Origin of the sequence: Shinella sp. WSJ-2, assembly GCF_003432075.1 — a bacterium.
Taxonomy (GTDB): Bacteria; Pseudomonadota; Alphaproteobacteria; order Rhizobiales; family Rhizobiaceae; genus Shinella.
Map to the genome: position 1 here is coordinate 17,547 of NZ_QWBU01000008.1, position 22,048 is coordinate 39,594.

General features: G+C 63.7%; 26 protein-coding genes. 14 read left to right on the forward strand and 12 right to left on the reverse strand.

Translation table 11 applies throughout. The features are described from left to right. Nucleotide 1 precedes the first annotated feature (1 nt). From argJ to D0Y60_RS17265, 5 genes are all read left to right on the forward strand, one after another. Entirely contained in the window at nt 2-1,234 is a 1,233-nt protein-coding gene (gene argJ, locus D0Y60_RS17245) for a bifunctional glutamate N-acetyltransferase/amino-acid acetyltransferase ArgJ (RefSeq protein WP_117371211.1), read from the forward strand. Nucleotides 1,235-1,270: 36 nt separating this feature from the next. Further along, complete coding sequence (locus tag D0Y60_RS17250) at nt 1,271-2,029, forward strand: GNAT family N-acetyltransferase (protein ID WP_117371212.1); 759 nt, start codon at nt 1,271-1,273, stop codon at nt 2,027-2,029. Continuing rightward, nucleotides 2,026-2,448, forward strand: a complete 423-nt coding sequence (gene mutT, locus D0Y60_RS17255) for an 8-oxo-dGTP diphosphatase MutT (RefSeq protein WP_199564224.1) — start codon at nt 2,026-2,028, stop codon at nt 2,446-2,448. The genes D0Y60_RS17250 and mutT overlap by 4 nt, the downstream gene beginning before the upstream one ends. 154 nt (nt 2,449-2,602) lie before the next feature. After that, nucleotides 2,603-2,920, forward strand: coding sequence for a hypothetical protein (locus D0Y60_RS17260; protein ID WP_117371213.1), 318 nt, complete (start codon nt 2,603-2,605; stop codon nt 2,918-2,920). A gap of 33 nt (nt 2,921-2,953) precedes the next feature. Then, nucleotides 2,954-3,133, forward strand: coding sequence for a Flp family type IVb pilin (locus D0Y60_RS17265; protein WP_117371214.1), 180 nt, complete (start codon nt 2,954-2,956; stop codon nt 3,131-3,133). A 7-nt stretch (nt 3,134-3,140) separates the two neighbouring features. On the opposite strand, the gene D0Y60_RS17270 is transcribed toward D0Y60_RS17265, so the two are convergent. Next, entirely contained in the window at nt 3,141-4,007 is an 867-nt protein-coding gene (locus D0Y60_RS17270) for a methyltransferase domain-containing protein (RefSeq protein WP_117371383.1), read from the reverse strand. Nucleotides 4,008-4,068: 61 nt separating this feature from the next. Between D0Y60_RS17270 and D0Y60_RS17275 the strand changes: the two genes are divergently transcribed. From D0Y60_RS17275 to D0Y60_RS17295, 5 genes are read left to right on the forward strand one after another with little or no spacing between them, the layout of a single operon-like run. After that, nucleotides 4,069-4,860 carry a ComF family protein gene (locus tag D0Y60_RS17275; RefSeq protein WP_117371215.1) on the forward strand — a complete coding sequence of 264 codons (792 nt, stop codon included), beginning with the start codon at nt 4,069-4,071 and terminating at the stop codon, nt 4,858-4,860. 32 nt (nt 4,861-4,892) lie between these two features. Further along, entirely contained in the window at nt 4,893-5,150 is a 258-nt protein-coding gene (gene grxC, locus D0Y60_RS17280) for a glutaredoxin 3 (RefSeq protein ID WP_117371216.1), read from the forward strand. 11 nt (nt 5,151-5,161) lie between these two features. Next, nucleotides 5,162-6,019: a carbon-nitrogen hydrolase family protein gene (locus D0Y60_RS17285; RefSeq protein WP_117371217.1), complete on the forward strand. Its 858-nt coding sequence runs from the start codon at nt 5,162-5,164 to the stop codon at nt 6,017-6,019. Beyond that, the gene (locus tag D0Y60_RS17290) at nt 6,016-6,444 is read left to right on the forward strand and encodes a DUF1178 family protein (protein ID WP_117371218.1); all 429 of its coding nucleotides are present in this window, start codon (nt 6,016-6,018) and stop codon (nt 6,442-6,444) included. Before D0Y60_RS17285 ends, D0Y60_RS17290 begins: the two co-directional genes overlap by 4 nt. After that, nucleotides 6,444-7,022: a DUF3291 domain-containing protein gene (locus D0Y60_RS17295; protein ID WP_117371219.1), complete on the forward strand. Its 579-nt coding sequence runs from the start codon at nt 6,444-6,446 to the stop codon at nt 7,020-7,022. The genes D0Y60_RS17290 and D0Y60_RS17295 overlap by 1 nt, the downstream gene beginning before the upstream one ends. Here D0Y60_RS17295 and ubiG read toward each other — a convergent pair whose 3' ends face one another. The 4 genes from ubiG to D0Y60_RS17315 form a co-directional block, all read right to left on the reverse strand. Beyond that, nucleotides 7,023-7,772: a bifunctional 2-polyprenyl-6-hydroxyphenol methylase/3-demethylubiquinol 3-O-methyltransferase UbiG gene (ubiG, locus tag D0Y60_RS17300; protein WP_117371220.1), complete on the reverse strand. Its 750-nt coding sequence runs from the start codon at nt 7,770-7,772 to the stop codon at nt 7,023-7,025. A gap of 74 nt (nt 7,773-7,846) precedes the next feature. Beyond that, nucleotides 7,847-8,971, reverse strand: coding sequence for a mandelate racemase/muconate lactonizing enzyme family protein (locus D0Y60_RS17305; RefSeq protein ID WP_117371221.1), 1,125 nt, complete (start codon nt 8,969-8,971; stop codon nt 7,847-7,849). Between the two features lie 12 nt (nt 8,972-8,983). Continuing rightward, nucleotides 8,984-10,483, reverse strand: coding sequence for an aldehyde dehydrogenase (locus D0Y60_RS17310; protein ID WP_117371222.1), 1,500 nt, complete (start codon nt 10,481-10,483; stop codon nt 8,984-8,986). Between the two features lie 9 nt (nt 10,484-10,492). After that, nucleotides 10,493-11,635, reverse strand: a complete 1,143-nt coding sequence (locus tag D0Y60_RS17315; protein ID WP_117371223.1) for an iron-containing alcohol dehydrogenase — start codon at nt 11,633-11,635, stop codon at nt 10,493-10,495. A gap of 95 nt (nt 11,636-11,730) precedes the next feature. Here D0Y60_RS17315 and D0Y60_RS17320 point away from each other — a divergent pair, with 95 nt between their 5' ends. The 4 genes from D0Y60_RS17320 (at nt 11,731) to D0Y60_RS17330 (ending at nt 14,577) form a co-directional block, all read left to right on the forward strand. Further along, nucleotides 11,731-12,705 (forward strand): LysR substrate-binding domain-containing protein, encoded by a 975-nt coding sequence (locus D0Y60_RS17320; protein WP_245409215.1) that lies wholly within the window; start codon nt 11,731-11,733, stop codon nt 12,703-12,705. A 117-nt stretch (nt 12,706-12,822) separates the two neighbouring features. Further along, a complete protein-coding gene (locus tag D0Y60_RS24635) occupies nt 12,823-13,020 on the forward strand; it encodes a hypothetical protein (protein WP_147324536.1) in 198 nt (65 codons plus the stop codon). 108 nt (nt 13,021-13,128) lie between these two features. Then, nucleotides 13,129-13,938 carry a DUF6030 family protein gene (locus tag D0Y60_RS17325; RefSeq protein ID WP_147324537.1) on the forward strand — a complete coding sequence of 270 codons (810 nt, stop codon included), beginning with the start codon at nt 13,129-13,131 and terminating at the stop codon, nt 13,936-13,938. Nucleotides 13,939-13,944: 6 nt separating this feature from the next. Then, the gene (locus tag D0Y60_RS17330; RefSeq protein WP_117371226.1) at nt 13,945-14,577 is read left to right on the forward strand and encodes a hypothetical protein; all 633 of its coding nucleotides are present in this window, start codon (nt 13,945-13,947) and stop codon (nt 14,575-14,577) included. A 4-nt stretch (nt 14,578-14,581) separates the two neighbouring features. Here the strand turns inward: D0Y60_RS17330 and D0Y60_RS17335 are convergent, their stop codons facing one another. The 7 genes from D0Y60_RS17335 to D0Y60_RS17365 all read right to left on the reverse strand — a co-directional run bounded on the left by D0Y60_RS17335 (nt 14,582) and on the right by D0Y60_RS17365 (nt 21,992). Further along, nucleotides 14,582-16,009: a mannose-1-phosphate guanylyltransferase/mannose-6-phosphate isomerase gene (locus D0Y60_RS17335; protein WP_117371227.1), complete on the reverse strand. Its 1,428-nt coding sequence runs from the start codon at nt 16,007-16,009 to the stop codon at nt 14,582-14,584. A gap of 227 nt (nt 16,010-16,236) precedes the next feature. After that, nucleotides 16,237-16,644 carry a F0F1 ATP synthase subunit epsilon gene (locus D0Y60_RS17340; protein ID WP_117371384.1) on the reverse strand — a complete coding sequence of 136 codons (408 nt, stop codon included), beginning with the start codon at nt 16,642-16,644 and terminating at the stop codon, nt 16,237-16,239. Between the two features lie 70 nt (nt 16,645-16,714). Beyond that, nucleotides 16,715-18,244, reverse strand: coding sequence for a F0F1 ATP synthase subunit beta (atpD, locus tag D0Y60_RS17345; protein WP_117371228.1), 1,530 nt, complete (start codon nt 18,242-18,244; stop codon nt 16,715-16,717). A 26-nt stretch (nt 18,245-18,270) separates the two neighbouring features. Then, complete coding sequence (locus D0Y60_RS17350; RefSeq protein WP_117371229.1) at nt 18,271-19,152, reverse strand: F0F1 ATP synthase subunit gamma; 882 nt, start codon at nt 19,150-19,152, stop codon at nt 18,271-18,273. 101 nt (nt 19,153-19,253) lie between these two features. Then, on the reverse strand, nt 19,254-20,783 hold the full coding sequence (atpA, locus tag D0Y60_RS17355; protein WP_117371230.1) for a F0F1 ATP synthase subunit alpha: 1,530 nt from the start codon (nt 20,781-20,783) through the stop codon (nt 19,254-19,256). Then, nucleotides 20,783-21,349 carry a F0F1 ATP synthase subunit delta gene (locus D0Y60_RS17360; RefSeq protein WP_117371231.1) on the reverse strand — a complete coding sequence of 189 codons (567 nt, stop codon included), beginning with the start codon at nt 21,347-21,349 and terminating at the stop codon, nt 20,783-20,785. The genes atpA and D0Y60_RS17360 overlap by 1 nt, the downstream gene beginning before the upstream one ends. Nucleotides 21,350-21,608: 259 nt before the next feature. Next, nucleotides 21,609-21,992, reverse strand: coding sequence for a DUF4345 domain-containing protein (locus D0Y60_RS17365; protein WP_117371232.1), 384 nt, complete (start codon nt 21,990-21,992; stop codon nt 21,609-21,611). Between the last annotated feature and the right edge of the window lie 56 nt (nt 21,993-22,048).

Genomic DNA, 22,048 nt, shown 5'->3' on the forward strand with positions numbered 1-22,048 from the left:
TATGTCCGGTTCCATCTCCCCGCTCGCTCCGAAGACCTATGCCGAAATGCCGCCCGTCCGCGGCGTGCGCATGGCAACCGCCGCCGCCGGGATCAAGTACAAGAACCGCACCGACGTGCTGATGATGGTGTTCGACCGCCCCGCAACGGTGGCAGGCGTCTTCACCCGCTCCAAATGCCCCTCCGCTCCGGTCGATTTCTGCCGCGCCAACCTGCCCGGCGGCGTTGCCCGCGCCGTGGTGGTCAATTCCGGCAATGCCAATGCCTTTACCGGCCGCAAGGGCCGCGAGTCGACCAAGATGACGGCGCAAGCCGCAGCCAAGGCGATCGGCTGCGCGGAAAGCGAAGTCTTCCTCGCCTCGACGGGCGTGATCGGCGAGCCGCTGGACGCCACGAAATTCTCCGGCGTGCTTGACGGCCTTGCTACCTCCGGCACCGAGGATTTCTGGTTCGAGGCCGCCAAGGCCATCATGACGACGGACACCTATCCGAAGGTCGCGACACGCACCGCAGACCTCGGCGGCGTCACCGTCACCATCAACGGCATCGCCAAGGGTGCGGGCATGATCGCGCCCGACATGGCGACCATGCTCTCCTTCGTCGTCACCGATGCCGCCATTCCGGCGCCCGTACTGCAATCGCTGCTTTCGGCCGGCGTCGGCCCGACCTTCAATTCCGTCACCGTCGACAGCGACACCTCGACGTCGGACACGCTGATGCTCTTCGCCACCGGCGCCGCCGAAGGTCAGGCACCCGTAACGGCTGACGACGCCACGCTCGACGGCTTCCGCGCCGCCCTCAACGATCTGCTGCACGACCTCGCGCTCCAGGTCGTGCGCGACGGCGAAGGCGCGCGCAAGATGGTGGCCGTAACCGTCGAGGGCGCTGAAAACGACAATGCCGCCAAGCGCATTGCGCTCTCCATCGCCAATTCCCCGCTGGTCAAGACCGCCGTCGCCGGCGAGGACGCCAATTGGGGCCGCGTCGTCATGGCCGTCGGCAAATCCGGCGAGATGGCCGACCGCGATCGCCTCGCCATCTGGTTCGGCGACGTGCGCGTTGCCGTCGATGGCGAGCGTGACCCGACCTATTCCGAGGCCGCAGCAACGGCCGTTATGAAGCAGGAAGACATTGCCGTTCGCGTCGAGATCGGCCTTGGCAATGGCAAAGCGACAGTCTGGACCTGCGACCTCACCAAGGAATATGTCGAGATCAACGGCGACTACCGCAGCTAAGGGGTAACCACCGTGACCCCTTCCGGACAGAAGACGATGAGCGACCTTCCCAAAGTCCGCCGGCTCGAAGCCGTCGGCTTTCGTGCCTGGCCCGCCGCCAGCGCGCAATATGACGGCAGCTGGCTGTGCCGGCTGACCGCCGGCCATCCCTCGCGCCGGCTGAACTCCGTCAACCCGCTCGATCCCTCCGACATCAGGGACATCGCCATTCGCCTGGAGAAAGCCGCCAAGCGGTTTTCCGATTATGGCCGCCCGCTGCTGGTGCGCCAGACACCGCTGACACCGCCACAGCTGATCGCCTTCATGGATGACGCCAGATGGGCCGATATCGGCCAGACGATCGTCATGACGGCGAACCTCGCCGATCTCTCCCGAGAGGAAGGCGTCGACCACCTGCCGAGCCGCGATGTCGGCCGGTTCGTCGATGCCCGCATCCGCGTCGCCGGCGACGATCCGGCCCTCAAGCCAGGCCTGACCGAGATCATCAATGCCATCAAGCCGGAGGTCGGCCTCTTCATCTTCGAGGAGGCGGATTTCGGTCCGACGGCTGTCACTCTCGCCGTGCAGGACAACGATCTCGCCGGCATCCTCCAGCTCGGCGTTGCGGAAGAACGCCGCGGTCGGGGCACCGGCACGGCCGTGCTGCATGCGGCGCTGCGCTGGGCCAAGCTCAAGGGCGCGCGCCAGGCCTGGGTGCAGGTGGAGGCGAACAATGCGGCCGCCATCGCGCTCTACCGCCGCGCCGGCTTCCAGGACGTCTATCGCTACAGCTACCGGGGGCCGAACACGGCATGACCGAGATGACAGCAAAACCGCGCCGCATCCTGCTCGTCGCCGCCTGCGCGCTGGTCGATGCGGATGGCCGAATTCTTCTGGCGCAGCGCCCCGAAGGCAAGTCGCTGGCCGGCCTCTGGGAATTTCCCGGCGGCAAGGTCGAACCGGGCGAGACGCCCGAGGAGACGCTGATTCGTGAACTGGACGAGGAACTCGGCATCACCACGAAAATCCCGTGCCTCGCCCCGCTCACCTTCGCCAGCCACACCTATGACGACTTTCACCTGCTGATGCCGCTCTATGTCTGCCGCCGCTTCGAAGGCACGGCGCATGGGCGTGAGGGCCAGGCCGTCAAATGGGTCCGTCCGAAAGCCCTGCGCGATTATCCGATGCCGCCGGCCGACGAGCCGCTGATCCCCTTCCTCATGGATCTGCTCTGAACATTTCAGGACATGCGCCATCCACATAAAATGCTGGCAATCCGGCATTCGGCAGGGATTTACCCTCAATTTTTCAGTTCTCGTTAAGCAATCATTTAGCACCATCGTTCAAAGATTGGGCCTAACGTTGCAATGAATGCTTACGAGACCTGTTATGCGTGACGAAGACTTCTGGAAAACCGTTCAGGAGAAGGATTTCACGCCGGCCGGCGATACCCGGACCGGCGCTCTCAATCTTGCTCTGCTGTTCGGCACGGCCGTAATTGCCCTTGCGCTCGTTCTGACGCCGGTCCTCTCGGCCAAGTCCGACAAGCGCATGATGGCCAACGTGCCCGATGAGTTCGACATGATCTCGACGGGCTCAATCCCGTCGGAAACCGGCAAGCGCTACACGGTTCGCCGCAGCGTCCTGCAGGAAATGCCCGGCGCCGTCTGCATCATCGATGACAACGGCCGGGGTAACGGCTGCTGAGCCAAAGGACCGAGTGGGTCGGGGAGAGCGGGAATGGTGTCGAGACTGCTGAAATCCTTCCTCTCCGCCACAGACGGCGCGACGGCGGTCGAGTATGGTTTGCTGGCGGCACTCATCGCCATTGGCCTGCTTGGCGGCCTCTCAGCCTTCAGCGGCAGTTTGCAGGGCACGTTCGACATCGTCACCGCCGCAATCGAGGACGCCCGGCAATAAGCTTGCCTCAATCCCGCCCCTGCTTGAGCGCATCGGCAAGACGCATCGTCGCCGAGCCCGGCTTCAGTGGCTTCTGCTGGCTTTCATGCGGCGCCCAGCCCGAGACGTAGATGATCGAAAAACTCGCCCGGATACGCCCGTCCGGATCGGAAAAGCGCTCCGCATAAAGCTCTGCCGCGCGCAGGAGAATGCCGCGCGTCAGCGGCCGCCGGCTGCGGCCGGTCAGCGGATTGGCCATGCCCATCGCGCGCAGGTCCTTCATCAGCGGGAAGATCGAATCGTAGCGGACCGTATAGGTCTCCCTGTCCGTGACCGGCAGCGCAAAACCGCCCCGCTGCAGGAGCGCCCCGACATCGCGCACATCCGGAAAGGGAATGACCCGCGGGCTCGCCCCTCCGGTCACCTCGCTTTCGGCCGCCAGCAGCACCTCGCGCAGTTCCTGCAAGGTCCCGCTGCCCGGAATGGCGGCGAGGAACAGCCCGTCCGGTTTCAGCGCCCGGCGGATCTGTACGAAGACGCCGGGTGTATCATTGGTCAGGTGCAGCGCGAGCGGCGAGACGATGAGATTGGCCGATTGCGGTTCCAGCGGCACCGTCTCGAGCGGCGAAACGGTGAGCGCCTCGCCCGGTGCGGCGAAACGCACATCGCTCTCTACCCGTTCGAGGCCATCTACCTTGCCGGTCGCGGCGATGGCGTGGGCGGCCGCGCCGGTATGACCGTGCAATTCGACGGCGCGTTCGAAACGGCGATCGATAACGCTAAGGCGCTCGGCCAATTCCTGCGCCACGATATCGAGAAGAAAGTCGGCCGGCCCGCCGGCGAGGGCGCGGCGGCGGTTGGTGTCGATCAGGGCGTGGTCGAACAGCGTTTCCATGAACATTGTCCCTTTCGGATTTCCTTCGCTTTGGCCGCTAAGGGCCGCTAATGTCAACCGCATGGGCGAAATCAAGGCCGAGGCAGTACCGGCAGTTCCGCTCCGGCAGGTTTTCGCCCGCCGGCTGCTCAGCCTTGCCGGGGCAGCGCTCGACCTCGTTTATCCGCCAGCCTGCGCCGGCTGCGGCGTCCTAACCGGCAGCAAGGCGAGCCTCTGCCCGAAATGCTGGTCCAGGCTCGCCTTCATCGAGCGACCCTATTGCGAGGTGCTCGGGACGCCCTTCTCGCACGATCTCGGCCCCGGCATCCTCAGCGCCGACGCCATCGCCAACCCGCCACCCTTCGACCGCCTGCGCTCGGTCGCGCTCTATGACGACCTCGCCCGCGTGCTCGTACAGTCGCTGAAATACCGCGACCGCACGGACCTTGCACCGATGATGGCGGGGTGGATGCTGCGCGCCGGTGATGGCGCCGTCGAGGCGGCCGATCTCATCGTGCCCGTCCCGCTCCATCGCTTTCGCCTCGTCTGGCGCAAGTTCAACCAGGCGGCGGAACTGTCCCGGGCGCTTGCGGCCGCCTCCGGCACACCAGTTCTCTTCGACGTCGTGCGCCGCACGAAACGCACCCGCCGTCAGATCGGGCTTGGGCCGCGGGCCCGTGAGGAGAATGTGCGCGGCGCCTTCTCGATCACCCAGGAAGGCCGCGAAAAGCTTTTCGGCCGCCACGTCGTGCTGGTCGACGACGTCTACACAACGGGCGCCACCGTTTCGGCCGTCACCCGCACATTGAAGCGCGCCGGGGTTGCGGATGTCACCGTTTTGACCTTTGCAAGGGCGCTTCCCGGACCTATATAAAAGATGATTTTTCAAGCTCTGGAGCGGAAAACATGTCTTCGGTCGTGATCTATACGCGTCAATTCTGCGGCTATTGCAGCGCTGCGAAAAAACTCCTGGAGACGAAGGGCGTGACCTTCGAGGAGCATGACGCAACCTACGCGCCTGAGGTCCGCCAGGAAATGATCCAGCGCGCCAACGGCCGCAACACCTTCCCGCAGATCTTCATCAACGACCGCCATGTCGGCGGCTGTGACGACCTGCATGCGCTGGAACGCGCCGGCGAACTCGACGCCCTGCTGGCCGCCTGAGAGGACAGGATATGACCGTCACGATCGCCGCCCTCCAGATGTGCTCCGGGACGGACCCCGTCCGCAACGTGGAGACGATGCGGCGGCTCGTGCGTGAGGCGGCCGCCAAGGGCGCCGTCTATGTCCAGACACCGGAAATGACCGGCGCACTGCAGCGCGACCGCGCAGGCCTGCGCGCCATCCTGCGCGGCGAGGATGACGATCTCGTCGTCGCCGCAGCCGCGGAGCTTGCGAGCGAACTCGGCATCCACGTCCATGTCGGTTCCACGGCGATCGCGCTGGCCGACGGCAAGGTCGCCAATCGCGGCTTCCTCTTCGGCCCTGACGGCGCAAAAATCTGCAGCTACGACAAGATCCACATGTTCGACGTCGATCTCGACAATGGCGAAAGCTGGCGCGAAAGCGCAGTCTATTCGCCAGGCGCCGTCGCCCGCATGGCCGATCTGCCCTTCGCCAAGCTCGGCTTTGCCATCTGCTACGACGTCCGTTTTCCCGAACTCTTCAAGACGCAGGCGCAGGCCGGCGCCGAGATCATCTCCGTGCCCGCCGCCTTCACCCGCCAGACGGGCGAGGCGCATTGGGAGATCCTGCTGCGGGCCCGCGCCATCGAGAACGGCGTCTATATCATCGCCGCCGCACAGGCCGGCGTACACGAGGATGGTCGCGAAACCTTCGGCCATTCCATCATCATCGACCCCTGGGGCCGCGTTCTGGCCTCTGCCGGCGGCACCGGTGAGGCCGTCATTCTGGCCGATGTGGATATCGCCGCCGTCAAGGCAGCGCACGACAAGATCCCCAATCTGCGCAACGGCCGCGCCTTCACGCTCGATCTTTCGAGCCCATCGGCGAAGGGAGGCGTCGCCGCGTGATTCGCTACGAACTCTCCTGCGACAACGGCCATCCCTTCGAAGGCTGGTTCGGCTCGGCCGGCGATTTCGACCGCCAGCAGACGATGGCGCTTGTCACCTGTCCGTCCTGCGGCTCGCCGCATGTCGCCAAGCGCCTGATGGCACCCTCCGTTTCCACCGCGCGCAGGAAGGAGACGCGGCAGGAAATGGTCATGCAGGCCGGCCAGAAGGAAATGATGAACAAGCTGCGCGAGATCGTCACGGCGATCCGCGCGAATTCCGAGGATGTCGGCGAACGCTTCCCGGAAGAGGCGCGCAAGATTCACTATGGCGAGACTGAACAGCGCGGCCTGATCGGCAAGGCCTCGGCCGAAGAGGTACGCGACCTCTTGGAAGAAGGCGTCGAGATCGCCCCCCTCCCCATCCTGCCCGACGATACCAATTGATGCGCGGCCATCACCTTGCCGTCTACAATTTCGGCCTGCATGTCGACGATTACGAAAGTCCGCTCGTCCTGGGCTTTCGCCTGCGCGAGCCTTTGAATTTCGAAGCGGCGAAACGGGCGCAAGGTTATGTCGGCCGCTCCGGCTACGACGATGTCCCGGGGCCGGAAAGCTGGGGCGAGAAGGTCTATCCGCGTTTCATCCGGGACAGCGGTTTCGAGGATGCGCCCTCCTCACTCTCGCTCTGGAGCAGCCTCGAAGCCCTGATGGCCTTCACCTATAGCGGCGTGCACGCCGATGCTCTGAAACACGCCCGCAATTGGAACCAACGCCAGGCCTGGCCTGCACTGGTGCTCTGGTGGGTGAGGGAAGGCACGCAGCCCGTCTGGGCCGATGGCGCCGAGCGGCTGGAATTCCTGCATGACAACGGCCCGACAGCCCGCGCCTTCACCTTCAAGGCACCGTTCTGTCCAGATGGACAGGCCATCGTCATCGACCGGGAGCATGTAAAAGCCATTGCCGGCCGGAATGCTACCGGACAGCAGGACCTGCTGGATATCGTGAAGACGCTGAAAGCCTGATCAGGCCGAGGCGCGCCGCGCCACCAGCATGTAGTTCACATCCATGTCCTTCGACAGGTTCCACTGGTTCAGCAGCGGGTTGAAGAACACGCCGGTGCGGTCCGTCACCGTCAGGCCGGCAGCGTTGAGCGGCTTTTCGATCTCTTCCGGACGCACCAGCTTCTCATATTGATGCGTGCCGCGCGGCAGCCAGCGCAGCACGTTTTCCGCGGCGAAGATCGCCAGCGCTGCCGCCTTCATCGTGCGGTTGATCGTGGCGACGAAGGTCATGCCGCCGGGGCGCACCATGGAGGCGCAGGTGGTGAGGAAGAAATCGACGTCGGAGACGTGCTCGACCACTTCCATGTTGAGCACCACGTCAAAACTCTCGCCGGCCTCGGCCAGCGCTTCGGCCGTCACCGCGCGATAATCGACGGGAACGCCGCTGCCCGCCGCATGGGCCTTGGCGATGCCGATGTTCTTTTCGGAGGCATCCGCGCCGAGCACATCAGCCCCCATGCGCGCCATCGGCTCGGAGAGCAGGCCGCCGCCGCAGCCGATATCGAGGATGCGCAGGCCTTCCAGAGGGCGATGCGCCTTGGGATCGCGGCCGAACTGGCCGCAGACCATGTCTCGGATATAGGTGAGCCTGATAGGATTGAACTTGTGCAGCGGACGGAATTTGCCCGTCGGGTCCCACCACTCGGCGGCCATCGCCGAAAAGCGGTCGACTTCCGCCTGGTCGATCGTCGTGCGGGCTGCCTCGCTCATGGTGTGTTCTCCTTCGCGTCCGTATCCCCGTGAAGTCGGCCTCCACGGGGCGGATGTCAAGAGGGCGAAGCGTCTCAGCCGATGCGCGTCGCCTTCAGCCTGTCCTCATCGAGCGCGATGCCGAGCCCCGGCGCTTCGCCGAGCATCAGCCAGCCGTTCTCGTGACGCAGGGGTGCCGCGAGAGGATAATCGCGGCGCTCCTCGCTCCATTCCGGCGCGTCATAGGGATATTCGAGGAAGGGCGCGTCGCCGGCACCCGCCGTCAGATGGGCATTCGCCAGCACGCCGATCCCGTTCGTCCAGGAATGCGGGGTGAAGGTGACGCCCGCCTCGCGCGCCTGGAAGGCGAGCCGCCGGCAGCCGGTAATGCCGCCGACCAGCGCCACGTCGGGCTGGATGACGTCGAAGGCCCGCTCCTCGATGATGTCGCGGAACTCGTAGAGTTCGCGGGTCATCTCGCCGCCCGCGATGCGGATATCCGTCGCCTCCTTCAGCGCCTTCATGCCCTTGCGGTCGGAGCGGTGCAGCGGCTCCTCCATCCAGTAGATGCCGAGCCGTTCCAGTTCGCGGGCGACGACCAGCGCATCCTTGAAGGTCCAGGGCAACGTCGTGTCCCAAGGCATGCGCCAACCCTGGTTGCAATCGACCATCAGCTCCAGCCGGTCGCCAACACGGGCGCGGATGGCCTCCAGCGCCTTCACATCGTCGCGCCAGCCATTGCGCCCGCCGGCGGAGGAGGAGAAGCGCACCTTCATCGCCGGAAAACCCTCGGCGATGTAGCGCTCGGCCTGATCGGCCATGGCGGCGGGATCGCGCAGCACGCCGGAGGAGGCGTAGAGCCGCACACGATCGGCTCTCCCGCCCAGCATGCGCCAGACCGGCTCGCCCGTCACCTTGCCGGCAAGGTCCCACAGCGCGAGATCGAGCGGCCAGCAGCGGCCATAGTGGAAGTTGATATGGGACAGGACCTCGTAGTGCCTTTCGAGATGGCGCGGGTCTTGCCCGATGAACAGGTCCTCGTGCCCCTCGAACCCCTTCATCAGGTCACCGGAACCGATGCCCTCACGCCCCTCGTCATCCCGCACCCGCACGATCGTCGCATCGAACTGCCGGCGCGGACGGCCATCCCAGCTGGCCTTGAACGGCGGATCGAGCGGCAGCCGGTGATGGCTGATCTCGATGGAAACGATCTTGCTCATTGTCCCTCCCTCTCAACCGAACTGCTGCCAGATCGTCTTGTAGTCGCAATATTTGTCGATCGCATGCACCGAGCGGTCGCGGCCGAAACCGGATTGCTTGAAGCCGCCGAAGGGTGTCGCGAAATTCGACATATCATAGGTGTTGATCCAGACCGTGCCAGCATGGATGGCTTCGGAGAAACGATGCGCCCGATCCATGTCGCGGGTGAAGACCGCACCGGCCAGGCCGTAGATCGTGTCGTTGGCGATCGCGAGCGCCTCCTCCTCCGTGTCGAAGCCTATGGCCGCGAGAACCGGGCCGAAAATCTCCTGCCGGGCGATGCGCATATCGTTCGTCACGTCGGTGATCACACCCGGCGAGACGTAGTAGCCGCCCGTCTCCGTCAGCACGCGCTCCGCCCCGAAGGCCCGGCGACCACCATCCTTCTCGCCGGTCTCGATCAGTCCGAGCACCTTCTCCATATGCTCCGCCTCGATCAATGCGCCGATCTGCGCCGACGGCTCGAAGGGGTGCGCGAGCGCGATCTCGTGCTGCACCACTGCCTCGATCTTGGCAATGAGCGCATCCTGCACCGAGCGCTGCACGACGAGGCGCGTAGCGGCATGGCAGGTCTCGCCGGAATTGTAGAAACAGCCCCAGGCGGCGGCACTCGCCGCCACGTCGAGATCGGCATCCTCGAACACGACGAGCGGCGACTTGCCACCCAACTCCAGCGCCACGCGCTTGAGGTTCGATTGCGCCGCATAGCCCATGATCAGCTTGCCGACCTCCGTCGAGCCGGTGAAGGCAACCATGTCGACATCCATATGCAGTGCCAGCGGCTTGCCGACCTCCTCGCCGAAGCCGGTGGCGACATTGAACACGCCGGCCGGAAGCCCGGCCTCGACTGCGAGTTCCGCCAACTTCAATGCGGAAAGCGAGGACTGCTCCGCCGGTTTCAGCACCACGGAATTGCCCGCAGCAATCGCCGGTCCGAGCTTCCAGGCATCGATGATCATCGGATAGTTCCACGGCGTGATCGCCGCGACGACGCCGAGCGGCACCTTGCGCACCAGGGCGCGGGCCTTCGGCCCCGTCGGCGCAATCTCGTCATAGAGCTTGTCGATCATCTCGCCGTAATACTGGATACCATCGGCGCAGAGCCGCACATCGACACCGAGCGACGCCTGCACCGGCTTGCCGACATCGAGCGTTTCCAGAAGCGCCAGTTCCTCGCCATGGGCACGGATCAACTCGGCCCAGCGCAACATGACCTTCTTCTTTTCCAGCGGCTCCTTGCTACGCCAGATACCGCTGGCGAAGGCCTTGCGGGCCGAAGCCACGGCCGCATCGACATCGGCGGCATCACCACGGGCCAGCACCGCGCCGGGCTGGCCGTCCATCGGCCGCGTGCGGGTAAAGCTGCGGCCCGAGGCTGCGGGCACGGCCTTGCCATCGATGAAATGCCCACGCGCCAGCGAGAGGCCGGCAAGGCGCTGTTCCCAATAGGCACGGCTATACTGTTCGGTCATGGCGGGTCCTCAAAGCGTACGGGGCAGCGCCATCACAGTGGCGGCGATCGTGTCGATATCGGCATCCGAGACCTCACGGATCGTCGCGCGGCGCATCGGCTGGTTTTCCTGCGCGCGCATTTCGCGGGCGAGATCCTCGGCGGAAAAGTCGGCGAAGGCCTTGGGCAGCACGCGCACGATGCCGCAGCGGTCCATGAGATCACTGACGAAACCCGGCAGCAGCGTCGGATCCGAAAGGCCACAGGCGCGTGCCGCAGCGGCAAACTTGGCCGTATCGGCCTCGGTGACCCAGCCCAGCGTCGCCTCGAAACCCAGCGCCGTGGCAAGCCCATGATGAACAGGTGCAAGGCCGGCCAGCGCGTGGCTGATATTGTGGGCGATCGCCGTACCGCAATTGTCGATGGCCACGCCAGCGTAGCAGGAACCGAGCAACACCTTGCCACGCGCTTCGATATCCGCCGGGTTCTTGACCGCCGTCTCCAGCGCCTCCGCCAAAAGGCCGAGCGCCGCATGCGCATAGAGCGCCGCGCCGGGATGGGCATTGCGGTTGGTCGCCGCCTCGAAAGCGTGCACGAAGGCATCGAGGCCGCACCAAGCCGTCAGGTTGGCCGGCAAGGTCAACGTCAGCGCCGGATCGAGCAGGACGAGATCGGCCTTTGTCTCCGGCCCCCAGATCCAGAGTTTCTTGCCTTCCGGCCCAGCGAAGATCGTCGTCGCGGAGGTCTCCGAACCCGTACCCGCCGTGGTCGGCACCATGATCTTCTTCAGGGGCGTCTTCGGCAACGGGTTGGCGGCCAGCGCATAGTGCATCGGGTCTCTGTCGGCCGCTGCAACGCAGGCCGCGATCTTGGCGATGTCAAGCGCCGAACCGCCGCCGATACCGACGACGATATCCTTTCCGCGCGCAGCACGGCTTGCCGCCTCGACATGGGTGAGCTTCGGCTCCCCGGCAAAACCGGAAAAAAACTCCGCCGCAATCCCTTCCGCGGCGAACTGGGCGGCAAGACGCTCGCCCAGTCCGTTGGCAGTGAGAAAGCCGTCGATGACGACGAGCGCGCTCCGGGCTTCCAGCGCGCCGGCGGAGGAGGCGATGCTGGCATGGATGCCTTCGCCGAAACGGATGTCGGGTACGAATGAGGTCGCGAATGTCACGGAAATTCTCCGGAAATAATAGTCCGCGAACCCTGCATCACGATTTCAGATTTTCAAATCCTTGGATTTTTCAGGCTTTTTGATAACTTCAAATCATGAAAGCAACGATGCTCGCCCATATCCCACTGGAGGCCTTCCGCGTCTTCGACGCCGCCTGCCGGCACATGAACTTTTCCCGCGCCGGACGGGAGCTGAACATCACGCAGGCCGCCGTCAGCCGCCGCATCAAGGGGCTGGAGGATCATCTCGGCGCGCCGCTCTTCACCCGCCAGGGCAAGAACCTGACGCTGACGCCGCGTGGCGAAAAGCTGTTCCAGCGCGTGCGCGCCTCGCTCGATTATCTCGAGGAAAGCCTGGAGCCGTTCCGCACCGGCGCCGGACCGAGCATCGCGCTTGCCGCCAGTGGCTCGGTCTCACATCTGTGGCTTGGAAAGCGGCTACGGGATTTCTTCCGCGACCATCCCGACGTCGCCATTCGCCTCGCCACATCCGATAGCCCGGCCGACCTCGCCTCCGAAAACAATGATCTCGTAATCCTCTATTCCGCCGGCGAACATCCACGCTGGGACCTGACGCTTCTCGTGGCCGAAGAGCTAGCGCCCGTCGCCGCACCCGGTTACATCGCCCGCAAGGGGCTCGATGCGGCAACGGTCGATCTCAAAGACCTCGCCGCGCTCGACCTCATCGACTACGAACGCTTCAACGCCAACTGGATTTCCTTCCGCCCCTGGCTGGAGCGCGTGGCGCCGGAGACCTTCCGGCGCATGACACCGCCGCGGCCCCATCTCACCTTCTCCACCTATGCGCTCGCCATCGATGCGGCGCTCAGCGGCGACGGCGTGGCCCTTGGCAGTCTCGGCCTCATCGCGGACCAGCTGGACAAGGGCACGCTCGTGCAACTCGGACGCTCCAGCCTTTCGACCGGCTACGGCTATTATCTCGGCCTGCCGAGGTTCCGCACCGCGCCGCCGGCCGTGCTTCAGTTGCACGAGCATCTGCTTAACGCCCGTGCGACCGCCGAAATACCTGACCGGCCGCAACAGGTTTCTGTTGGCGACACAGGCAAATAGTGTCACACTTTGGAACAGACAGGACCGATTCCGCGGCGAGGGGATGCGCTAAAGAGTGGGATGTCTTCGAAAGGAGACAAGAGGTGTTTTGCTTCTCCTGGGACAGGATCGGGGAGAATGACGCTGACTGCCCTTCTCATGGCTGGCTACACATTCATCGCGTTGCGCTTCATTGATTGCAGCCTGCGCGAGGGTGAGGACAATGGCGGCCAATGGGACATCGAACGCGGGCTTGGCCTGCTGCTCTGCCTTGTCTGGCCGCTCGCGCTTGCAGGCACTCTGCTTGTAGCCTATCAGGAGCGGGAGATCGGCTGATCCCACAAGCCTTTGAGGCCCTGCCTTTGCAGAAGGCCAGGCATCGGCCGCACAGGACGGGCAATGGCGCGGGTCGGTATGACGCAGCGAAAGCAAGGCAGATCCGGCTTGATCGTCTTCGGGCTCTTCGCCGCCGTGCTGCTCGGGGCGATCGGCGCAACGGTGCTGCTTGCCAACGACTATCGCAATCTCAACCTGCTGCTCGCCCGGTTCGGCTATGCGCCGATCAAAGCTGAGCCGCAGCAACGTGCGCTTCGGCCCTATGAGCTGAAGGGCAATCGCATGCCGCGGCCCAAAGGCCTTATCTCGGAGCGCCTGCTCGTGCCCACCACGCCGATGCAGACGAAATTCGTCCGCCCCATCCGCAAGGAGCCTGAGGCGCTCTGCGAAGCACTGCGTCGTGCCGGCTTCGTCAATTCTGGCTGGAAGGCCGGCCTTTTAGACAAGGCGAGCTGGGAGTGCCAGTCCTACCGCGAGTTCCCTCGCGCGGATGCAGGTGCAGCCGCTCCCTCATCCGCCTTCCTGTCGATCAAGGGCAATGCGGAGGCACGCATCTCCTCCTTCCGCATCAAGCTGAACATCGAAGACAAGGCAACGCAGGGTGCCGTGACCGATGCCGTCATTGCCGCCATCCGCGTCTTTCTCGACGAAATGCGCTGGGAAGACGCACCGGACATCTTTGCCGACATCCGCGCGCTGAAAGAATTCGACATCATCCGCTTCGGCAACCGCATCCTCCTGAAAAAGGAGTTCAGCGAGACGCCACGCTACAATTTCATCGTCACGCCCGACCGAAACCGCAATCGCGGCTCCTATCTGCCGGACTATTTCGACCGCGGCCGCTGGCTGCCGCTGCGGGAAAATTTTGGCGAGCGGCTTGATGTGCCGGGCAGCACCGCGCAAAGTTCGGTGGAATAAGTGGGTATGGTGGTGGTTTCGGCAAGAACGCGCAGCGTGATCAATCAAGCCCTCGTCACGGCGTTTCTCTGCATCGCGTCCGCCCCTCCCATCCTGGCTGCGGGTCTACAGTCCGGCCCATTGACTGATGAGCCGATCTGGACCGACAGGCCGGTGCGGGTCGATCGCAAGAAACAGACCCTGGAGCGAGTGGAAATCGAGCAAAAAATCATACCGCTCATCCTGCGGCCGACGACGCGTGTGAAAGTCTTCGACAGCACGTCCTTTGAGCACGATGGCCGCCTCTATGTGCTGGCAGACGCCGTTGCGGTTCATCCCAAAAAACTGTGTCGCGGCGATGACCAGCATCTTGTTGCCTGCGGCCAGCAGGCCCGCATCTATTTCCGCCGGCTGATCGCGAACCGGACGCTGACATGCGAGCAGGATTTCCGGCTCGGCACCGTTTCCTTCCTGCGCTGCGCCGTCGCGGAGACGGATCTCGCCCAGACGCTCGTCACGAAGGGCGCTGCCTGGGCCGCAACGCCGCGGCTCGCCCTTCAGCAACAGGCTGCGATGAAGCAGCGAGCAGGCATCTGGCTCGACGCAGAGTGCCGCGCGCTTGGCCGCTGCCCGCCGCCAAAGCGGCGGGGCGAGAAATAGCGGCTCAGCCGCGGCCGAACTCGTCCTCGATGCGGATGATGTCGTCCTCGCCGAGATAGGAGCCGGTCTGCACCTCGATCAGCTCGAGCATGATCTTTCCGGGATTGGCGAGGCGGTGCAATTCCCCCTGCGGGATATAGACCGATTCGTTTTCGCGCAGCGGGATCGTCTTGTCACCGATCGTCACCTCGGCCGTGCCGCGCACGACGATCCAGTGTTCGGAACGATGGTGGTGCTTCTGCAGCGATAGCCGCTTGCCCGGCGTCACGAACAGGCGCTTCACCTGGAAACGCTCACCGTTCAGCACCGACGTATAGCCGCCCCAGGGACGGTAGGCGGTGGGATGCGTCTCGGTCAGCTTCGCTGTCTTCGGCAGGCTGGCGAGATGCTTCACCAATTTGCCGACGTTCTGGCTGTCTTCCATGCGACCGACATAGACTGCATCCTCGCTGGCGATGACGGCGATGTTGTCGAGGCCCTGCACGGCGACATGGATATCGCGGGAGATGACCAGTGAATTGCGGGTGTCGAGCACGGTCGTGCTGCCATCGGCGACATTGCCGGCATCATCCTGCTTGCCGGTCTTCCAGACGGAATCCCAGCTGCCGAGATCGGACCAGGTGATCGGCGAGGGCACGACGGCCGCGATCGGCGTTTTCTCGAAGATCGCATAGTCGACGGAAATGTCGGGTGCACGGGCGAAAGCCGCCTCGTCGAGACGCTCGAAATCGAGGTCGTGCTGCGCCTTGGCCACGGCCTCGGCCGCGGCGTCCAGCACCTCGGGCGCGTATTGGCGAAGCTCGCGCAGGAAAAGGCCGACCGGCAGCATGAACATGCCGGAATTCCAGAGATAGCCGCCTGTCTCCAGCATCGCGGTAGCCTTGTCGCGATCCGGCTTCTCCACGAAGCGGCGCACGGCATTGGCGCCGTTGCCTAGGTCCTCACCGATCTCGATATAGCCGTAGCCGGTGGCCGGTTCGTACGGCGTGATGCCGAACGTCACGAGGCGGCCGGCGTTCGCAGCGGTGCGGGCCTTGGCGATGCAGTCGAAATAAGTCGCGTCCGCGTCGATCTCGTGATCGGAGGCCAACACCTGCATGATGGCCTGATCGCCATGCAGACGGGCAATGAGCGTGGCGGCGGCCGCAAGTGCAGGTGCCGTGTTGCGCGCGACCGGCTCGAGCAGGATCGAGGTTAGTGCCACACCCGCAGCGCGCGCCTGTTCGGCGACGAGGAAGCGGAAGTCATTGTTGGTGACAACGATGGGCGCGTCGTAGAGCGACTTGTCGGCGACGCGCGCCAGCGTCTTCTGGAACAGCGTCGTCTCGCCGAGAAACTCAAGGAACTGTTTTGGCGCGGAGGAGCGCGAGAGCGGCCACAGGCGCGTGCCCTTACCGCCGGCCATGATTACGGGTACGATCTTGCTGCTCATTGGTCCTGTCCTCACGCGAAAGCCCGCCTTCATGGCGGACGGCATATGGAAGCCACTCTCCCGCGACGCCGTAAAGAAAGAGCAAATGCCGCCTTCCGGTTGTGCCGCAGGGGGCCGTTTTCCTGGAGATAAGGTAAAGAGGACCTTCAGCCGGAAACCGACATTTGACAGGCAACAAAAAACCCGCCGGAAGGGCGGGTTCGATGGTTGCAGGTTCGGCTGAAGGATCAGACCGGAACGACGATGCCCTGGAGCGTCGTGAGTTCTGCGAGATAGGTCTCGATGCCGAACTTCTGGTCGTCAGACTTGGCATGGGCCAGTTCCGCGCGGGCGGCTTCGATACGGCGAGTGATCTCGTCGCTCTTGATGTCGGCGGCCGGAACGGCGGATTCGGCCAGCAGCGTGCAGCCGGTCGGGATGATGTCGGCGAAACCGCCGAAAACCACGTAGCGGTCCTTGCGGCCATCCGCGAACTTCACGGTGACGACGCCCGGCTTGATCGTCGTCATGGTCGGCGCGTGGTTGGCCATGACGGTCATCTCGCCCTCGGTCGCCGGAATGACGACTTCGCTGACACTGCCGGAAACCAGCAGGCGCTCGGGGGAGACGAGTTCAAAGTTGAAATTGTCAGCCATGACCATTCACTTCTTCTGATTTCATACGGCCGGAAAAGAGGGCGCCCTGTACGGGCGCCCGCCAATCTTATCAAGCGGCTTCAGCAGCCAGCTTCTTGGCCTTTTCGATGGCTTCTTCCATGGAACCGACCATGTAGAAGGCAGCTTCCGGCAGGTGGTCGTAGTCGCCGTTGACGAGGCCCTTGAAGCCCTTGATCGTGTCTTCGAGAGCGACCAGCTTGCCCGGCGAACCGGTGAAGACTTCGGCGACGAAGAACGGCTGCGACAGGAAGCGCTCGATCTTGCGGGCGCGGGCAACGGCCAGCTTGTCGTCTTCCGACAGTTCGTCCATGCCCAGGATGGCGATGATGTCCTGGAGAGCCTTGTAGCGCTGCAGGGTCGTCTGGACCTTACGGGCGACTTCGTAGTGCTCTTCACCGACAACGATCGGGTCGAGCATGCGCGAGGTCGAGTCGAGCGGGTCAACGGCCGGGTAGATGCCCTTTTCGGCGATCGAACGCGACAGAACGGTCGTGGCGTCCAGGTGGGCGAACGAGGTTGCCGGCGCGGGGTCGGTCAAGTCGTCGGCGGGAACGTAGATGGCCTGAACCGAAGTGATCGAACCCTTGGTCGTGGTCGTGATGCGTTCCTGCATCTGGCCCATGTCGGTCGCGAGCGTCGGCTGATAGCCCACGGCCGACGGGATACGGCCGAGCAGAGCCGACACTTCGGAACCAGCCTGCGTGAAGCGGAAGATGTTGTCGACGAAGAACAGAACGTCCTGACCCTTGTCGCGGAAGTCTTCAGCGATCGTCAGACCCGTCAGAGCGACGCGAGCGCGCGCACCCGGCGGTTCGTTCATCTGGCCGTAAACGAGGGCTGCCTTCGAGCCTTCGCCGCCGCCGTGCTTGTTAACGCCGGACTCGATCATTTCGTGGTAAAGGTCGTTGCCTTCGCGGGTGCGTTCACCCACGCCTGCGAACACCGAGTAACCACCGTGCGCCTTGGCGACGTTGTTGATGAGTTCCATGATGAGAACGGTCTTGCCGACGCCTGCGCCGCCGAAGAGGCCGATCTTGCCGCCCTTTGCGTAGGGAGCGAGAAGGTCGACGACCTTGATGCCGGTGACGAGGATCTGCGCTTCCGTGGACTGCTCGACGTAAGCCGGAGCTTCCTGGTGGATGGCGCGGCGACCGGAGGTGACCAGCGGACCGGCTTCATCGACGGGCTCGCCGATGACGTTCATGATGCGACCGAGCGTTTCGTCGCCGACCGGAACGGTGATCGGGGCGCCCGTGTCGGTGACCGGCTGACCGCGAACGAGACCTTCGGTCGAGTCCATGGCGATCGTACGGACAGTGTTTTCACCGAGGTGCTGGGCAACTTCGAGAACGAGGCGGTTGCCGTTGTTGTCGGTTTCCAGTGCGTTCAGGATGAGCGGCAGAGCGCCGTCGAAAGCGACGTCGACGACGGCGCCGATAACCTGGGTAACGCGACCGGTCGCGCCAGCTGCGACCGGAGCCGCCGCCTTGGTTGCAGCAGCAGCCTTCGCCGCCGGCTTACGAGCTGCCGGCTTCTTTTCCACTGCGGCGGTTTCCTTGGGGGTAGCTGCCTTAGCCATGTGTCTTACCCTCTTTGTCCTGGTCCTTAGAGCGCTTCAGCGCCCGAGATGATTTCGATGAGTTCCTTGGTGATCTGAGCCTGGCGCTGACGGTTGTAGTTCAGCGTCAGCTTGTTGATCATTTCACCAGCATTGCGGGTCGCGTTGTCCATGGCGCTCATCTTGGCGCCCATTTCGCCGGCGACGTTCTCGAGCAGGGCCCGGAAGATCTGCACCGAAATGTTGCGCGGAATGAGGTCGCCGAGGATCGCGCTTGCGTCCGGCTCGTAGTCGTAGATCGCGGTGGCGCCCGTCGTTTCAGCGACGGCTGCCGGAGCGGACGCCGGAATGAGCTGGAGCGCGGTCGGGATCTGCGCGATAACCGACTTGAACTCGGAATAGAACAGCGTGCAGACGTCGAATTCGCCCTGTTCGAAGAGACCGATGACCTTGCGGCCGATCTGGTCTGCATTCGCAAAGCCGATCTTCTTGACTTCGCGCAGGTCGACGCGGTCGATGATCAGCGAAGCGAATTCGCGGCGCAGGATATCGAAGCCCTTCTTGCCCACGCAGATGATCTTGACCGTCTTGCCGCTGGCCAGAAGCTTGCGGGTGTGGTCACGCGCCAGACGCGCGATCTGCGAGTTGAAGCCGCCGCACAGGCCGCGTTCGGCCGTGCAGACGACGAGCAGATGAACCTGGTCCTTGCCCGTGCCGGTCATCAGGCGCGGCGCGCTATCGTCCTGGCCAACGGCCTGGGCGATGTTGGCGAGAACGGCGCTCATGCGCTGCGAGTAGGGCCGGGCGGCCTCGGCCGCTTCCTGGGCACGCCGAAGCTTCGCCGCGGCGACCATCTTCATCGCCTTGGTGATCTTCTGCGTCGCCTTGACGGAGGCGATCCGGTTTTTCAGATCCTTAAGTGAAGGCATCCGTTTTCCGTCCTGTGACACGACCTCGAGAGGTCATGCGTCAATCAAAGTTCCTGGACTGCCTGCGCGCCGGAGGCGCGCAGGGCATGAACCGTTCAATCTCAGCCGAAGCTCTTGGCGAAAGCGTCGAGAGCGGCCTTGAGCTTGCCCTTCGTGTCGTCGCTGATCGCCTTTTCGGTGCGGATCGTGTCGAGGATCGACTTGCCCTCGGAGCGCAGGTAGGCCAGCAGGCCCTGCTCGAACTTGCCGACCTGAGCGACAGGAAGCTTGTCGAGGTAACCGTTGACGCCCGCGAAGATGACCGCGACCTGCTCTTCCGTCTTCAACGGCGAGAACTGCGGCTGCTTCAGGAGTTCGGTCAGGCGTGCACCGCGGTTCAGCAGGCGCTGCGTTGCGGCGTCGAGGTCCGAGCCGAACTGGGCGAAGGCTGCCATTTCGCGGTACTGGGCGAGTTCACCCTTGATCGAGCCGGCGACCTGCTTCATCGCCTTGATCTGCGCGGACGAGCCGACGCGGGAAACCGACAGACCGACGTTAACGGCCGGGCGGATACCCTGGTAGAACAGGTCCGTTTCAAGGAAGATCTGGCCGTCGGTGATCGAGATCACGTTGGTCGGGATGAACGCCGAAACGTCGTTACCCTGGGTTTCGATAACCGGCAGAGCCGTCAGCGAGCCAGCGCCCATGTCGTCGTTGAGCTTTGCAGCGCGCTCGAGGAGACGCGAATGCAGGTAGAAAACGTCGCCCGGGTAAGCTTCGCGGCCCGGCGGGCGGCGCAGCAGGAGCGACATCTGACGGTAGGAAACGGCCTGCTTGGAAAGGTCGTCGTAACCGATGAGGGCGTGCTTGCCGTTGTCACGGAAGTATTCGCCCATCGCGCAACCGGCGAACGGTGCGAGATACTGCATCGGCGCCGGGTCGGACGCCGTAGCGGCAACGATGATCGAGTACTGGAGAGCGCCACGCTCTTCGAGAACCTTCACGAACTGGGCAACCGTCGAACGCTTCTGGCCGATAGCGACGTAGACGCAGTACAGCTTGTCGCCGTCCGGGCCGTTGTCGTGGATGGCCTTCTGGTTCAGGATCGTGTCCAGAATGATGGCGGTCTTGCCGGTCTGGCGGTCGCCGATGACGAGCTCGCGCTGGCCGCGACCGACCGGGATGAGGGCGTCGATGGCCTTGAGGCCGGTCGACATCGGCTCGTGAACCGACTTGCGCGGAATGATGCCCGGAGCCTTGACGTCAACGCGGGCGCGCTGCTTGGCATTGATCGGGCCCTTGCCGTCGATCGGATTGCCGAGCGCGTCGACGACGCGACCGAGCAGCTCCGGACCAACCGGAACGTCCACGATGGCGCCGGTACGCTTGACGGTGTCGCCTTCCTTGATGTCACGGTCGGAACCGAAAATAACGACACCGACGTTGTCGCTTTCCAGGTTCAGGGCCATGCCACGGATGCCACCGGGGAATTCGACCATTTCGCCGGCCTGGACATTGTCGAGGCCATAAACGCGGGCGATACCGTCACCGACGGAGAGCACCTGACCGACTTCAGAGACCTCTGCCTCTTTGCCGAAGTTTTTGATCTGATCTTTGAGAATTGCGGAAATTTCCGCGGCGCGGATATCCATCAGCCGACCTCTTTCAGTGCAAGCTTAAGAGTAGAGAGTTTGGTGCGAAGGGAGGTGTCGATCTGGCGCGATCCCACCTTGACGATCAGACCACCGAGAATGGACGGGTCGACGGTGACGGCGATCGCCACGTCTTTGCCGGTGACGCCTTTCAGCGCCGCCTTCAATTCAGTTTCCTGCGCTGCGGTCAGCGCATGGGCAGAGGTGACATCGGCGGTGATTTCGCCACGGGCGCGGGCCGCGATGACACGGTAAGCCTTGATCATGCCGGGAACGGCAAACAGGCGGCGATTTGACGCAACCACCTTGAGGAAGTTTGCCACGAGGCCAGTGATGCCTGCCTTGTCGGCAACGGCGGAAATGGCCTTTGTCTGATCTTCGGCGGAGAAGACGGGGCTGGTGATCAGCCGCTTCAGGTCTTCGCTTTCATCGATCAAGGCCTGGAAACGGTCAAGATCGGCGCCGACAGCGGCAGCGGAGCCAGCTTCCTGCGCGAGGTCGAAAAGCGAAGACGCGTATCTTTCTGCAACACCGGAAACGAGCTGGGATGTGTCTGCCACGGGCACAAGCTTCTCTTTTTTCATTCAAGAAGCAGGGCAGCGGCGGGGCTACAGTCCTAAGCTTCTGAAATCGTTGCGGTATTCTTCAGCTCCCACAGGCTTTTTTGCCCGTTTTTTCTGAATTCGCGGTTCGTCTAGCATAGGAAACCGGGACTCGCAACACGCCGGACGCAGGAATGCGCCATAAGTCGGCCACAGTCGGAGCAAAAGTTGACTGCGCGAACTCTGTTCTGGCGCAGGCGAAGCAGAAAATGGCGTTTTTCTCTCAAAGAAAGCCGAAAGCATAGCCGAGCGGCAGCGCCGCAAGCACCGTTTGGACGAAAAGCACCAGAAGATTCTTCGCGCTGAACGAACCGTCCGACATCAGCGAGAGAATGCGGCCGAAGGCGGCAAGCGCGAAACCGCCGCCGATGGCCATATAGATCCAGCTCTGCGCCATAAGCAGCGCAACAATGGCAAGCCCCGCATAGAAGCCGCCGGCCGACCGCACGAAGGCAAGCCCTTCCCGGGTAGCTTCTTTGGGTTGCAATCCTGCGAGCTTCAGCGCCGTGCCAGGAGCAAAAAGGCCGAAGAGGCCCAAAAGCCCCGTGGCGATGGCCGCACAGAAGGCGAGAAGTTCGCCGGTTTCGGTGGGGATGTAGAATTCCATCTCGGCTTTTCTCCAGAACTGCCCGCCGCCCTCTATCGCACAACCGCAGGGCGGGC

Coding starts and splice junctions, on each gene's coding strand:
- D0Y60_RS17250 (WP_117371212.1), top strand. CDS start 1,271: ATGAGCGACCTTCCCAAAGTCCGCCGGCTCGAAGCCGTCGGCTTTCGT.
- D0Y60_RS17305 (WP_117371221.1), bottom strand. CDS start 8,971: ATGAGCAAGATCGTTTCCATCGAGATCAGCCATCACCGGCTGCCGCTC.
- D0Y60_RS17295 (WP_117371219.1), top strand. CDS start 6,444: ATGCGCGGCCATCACCTTGCCGTCTACAATTTCGGCCTGCATGTCGAC.
- argJ (WP_117371211.1), top strand. CDS start 2: ATGTCCGGTTCCATCTCCCCGCTCGCTCCGAAGACCTATGCCGAAATG.
- D0Y60_RS17330 (WP_117371226.1), top strand. CDS start 13,945: ATGGTGGTGGTTTCGGCAAGAACGCGCAGCGTGATCAATCAAGCCCTC.
- D0Y60_RS17365 (WP_117371232.1), bottom strand. CDS start 21,992: ATGGAATTCTACATCCCCACCGAAACCGGCGAACTTCTCGCCTTCTGT.
- grxC (WP_117371216.1), top strand. CDS start 4,893: ATGTCTTCGGTCGTGATCTATACGCGTCAATTCTGCGGCTATTGCAGC.
- D0Y60_RS17260 (WP_117371213.1), top strand. CDS start 2,603: ATGCGTGACGAAGACTTCTGGAAAACCGTTCAGGAGAAGGATTTCACG.
- D0Y60_RS17270 (WP_117371383.1), bottom strand. CDS start 4,007: ATGGAAACGCTGTTCGACCACGCCCTGATCGACACCAACCGCCGCCGC.
- atpA (WP_117371230.1), bottom strand. CDS start 20,783: ATGGATATCCGCGCCGCGGAAATTTCCGCAATTCTCAAAGATCAGATC.
- D0Y60_RS17350 (WP_117371229.1), bottom strand. CDS start 19,152: ATGCCTTCACTTAAGGATCTGAAAAACCGGATCGCCTCCGTCAAGGCG.
- D0Y60_RS17285 (WP_117371217.1), top strand. CDS start 5,162: ATGACCGTCACGATCGCCGCCCTCCAGATGTGCTCCGGGACGGACCCC.
- D0Y60_RS24635 (WP_147324536.1), top strand. CDS start 12,823: ATGACGCTGACTGCCCTTCTCATGGCTGGCTACACATTCATCGCGTTG.
- mutT (WP_199564224.1), top strand. CDS start 2,026: ATGACCGAGATGACAGCAAAACCGCGCCGCATCCTGCTCGTCGCCGCC.
- D0Y60_RS17265 (WP_117371214.1), top strand. CDS start 2,954: ATGGTGTCGAGACTGCTGAAATCCTTCCTCTCCGCCACAGACGGCGCG.
- D0Y60_RS17310 (WP_117371222.1), bottom strand. CDS start 10,483: ATGACCGAACAGTATAGCCGTGCCTATTGGGAACAGCGCCTTGCCGGC.
- D0Y60_RS17335 (WP_117371227.1), bottom strand. CDS start 16,009: ATGAGCAGCAAGATCGTACCCGTAATCATGGCCGGCGGTAAGGGCACG.
- ubiG (WP_117371220.1), bottom strand. CDS start 7,772: ATGAGCGAGGCAGCCCGCACGACGATCGACCAGGCGGAAGTCGACCGC.
- D0Y60_RS17340 (WP_117371384.1), bottom strand. CDS start 16,644: ATGGCTGACAATTTCAACTTTGAACTCGTCTCCCCCGAGCGCCTGCTG.
- D0Y60_RS17275 (WP_117371215.1), top strand. CDS start 4,069: ATGGGCGAAATCAAGGCCGAGGCAGTACCGGCAGTTCCGCTCCGGCAG.
- atpD (WP_117371228.1), bottom strand. CDS start 18,244: ATGGCTAAGGCAGCTACCCCCAAGGAAACCGCCGCAGTGGAAAAGAAG.
- D0Y60_RS17320 (WP_245409215.1), top strand. CDS start 11,731: ATGAAAGCAACGATGCTCGCCCATATCCCACTGGAGGCCTTCCGCGTC.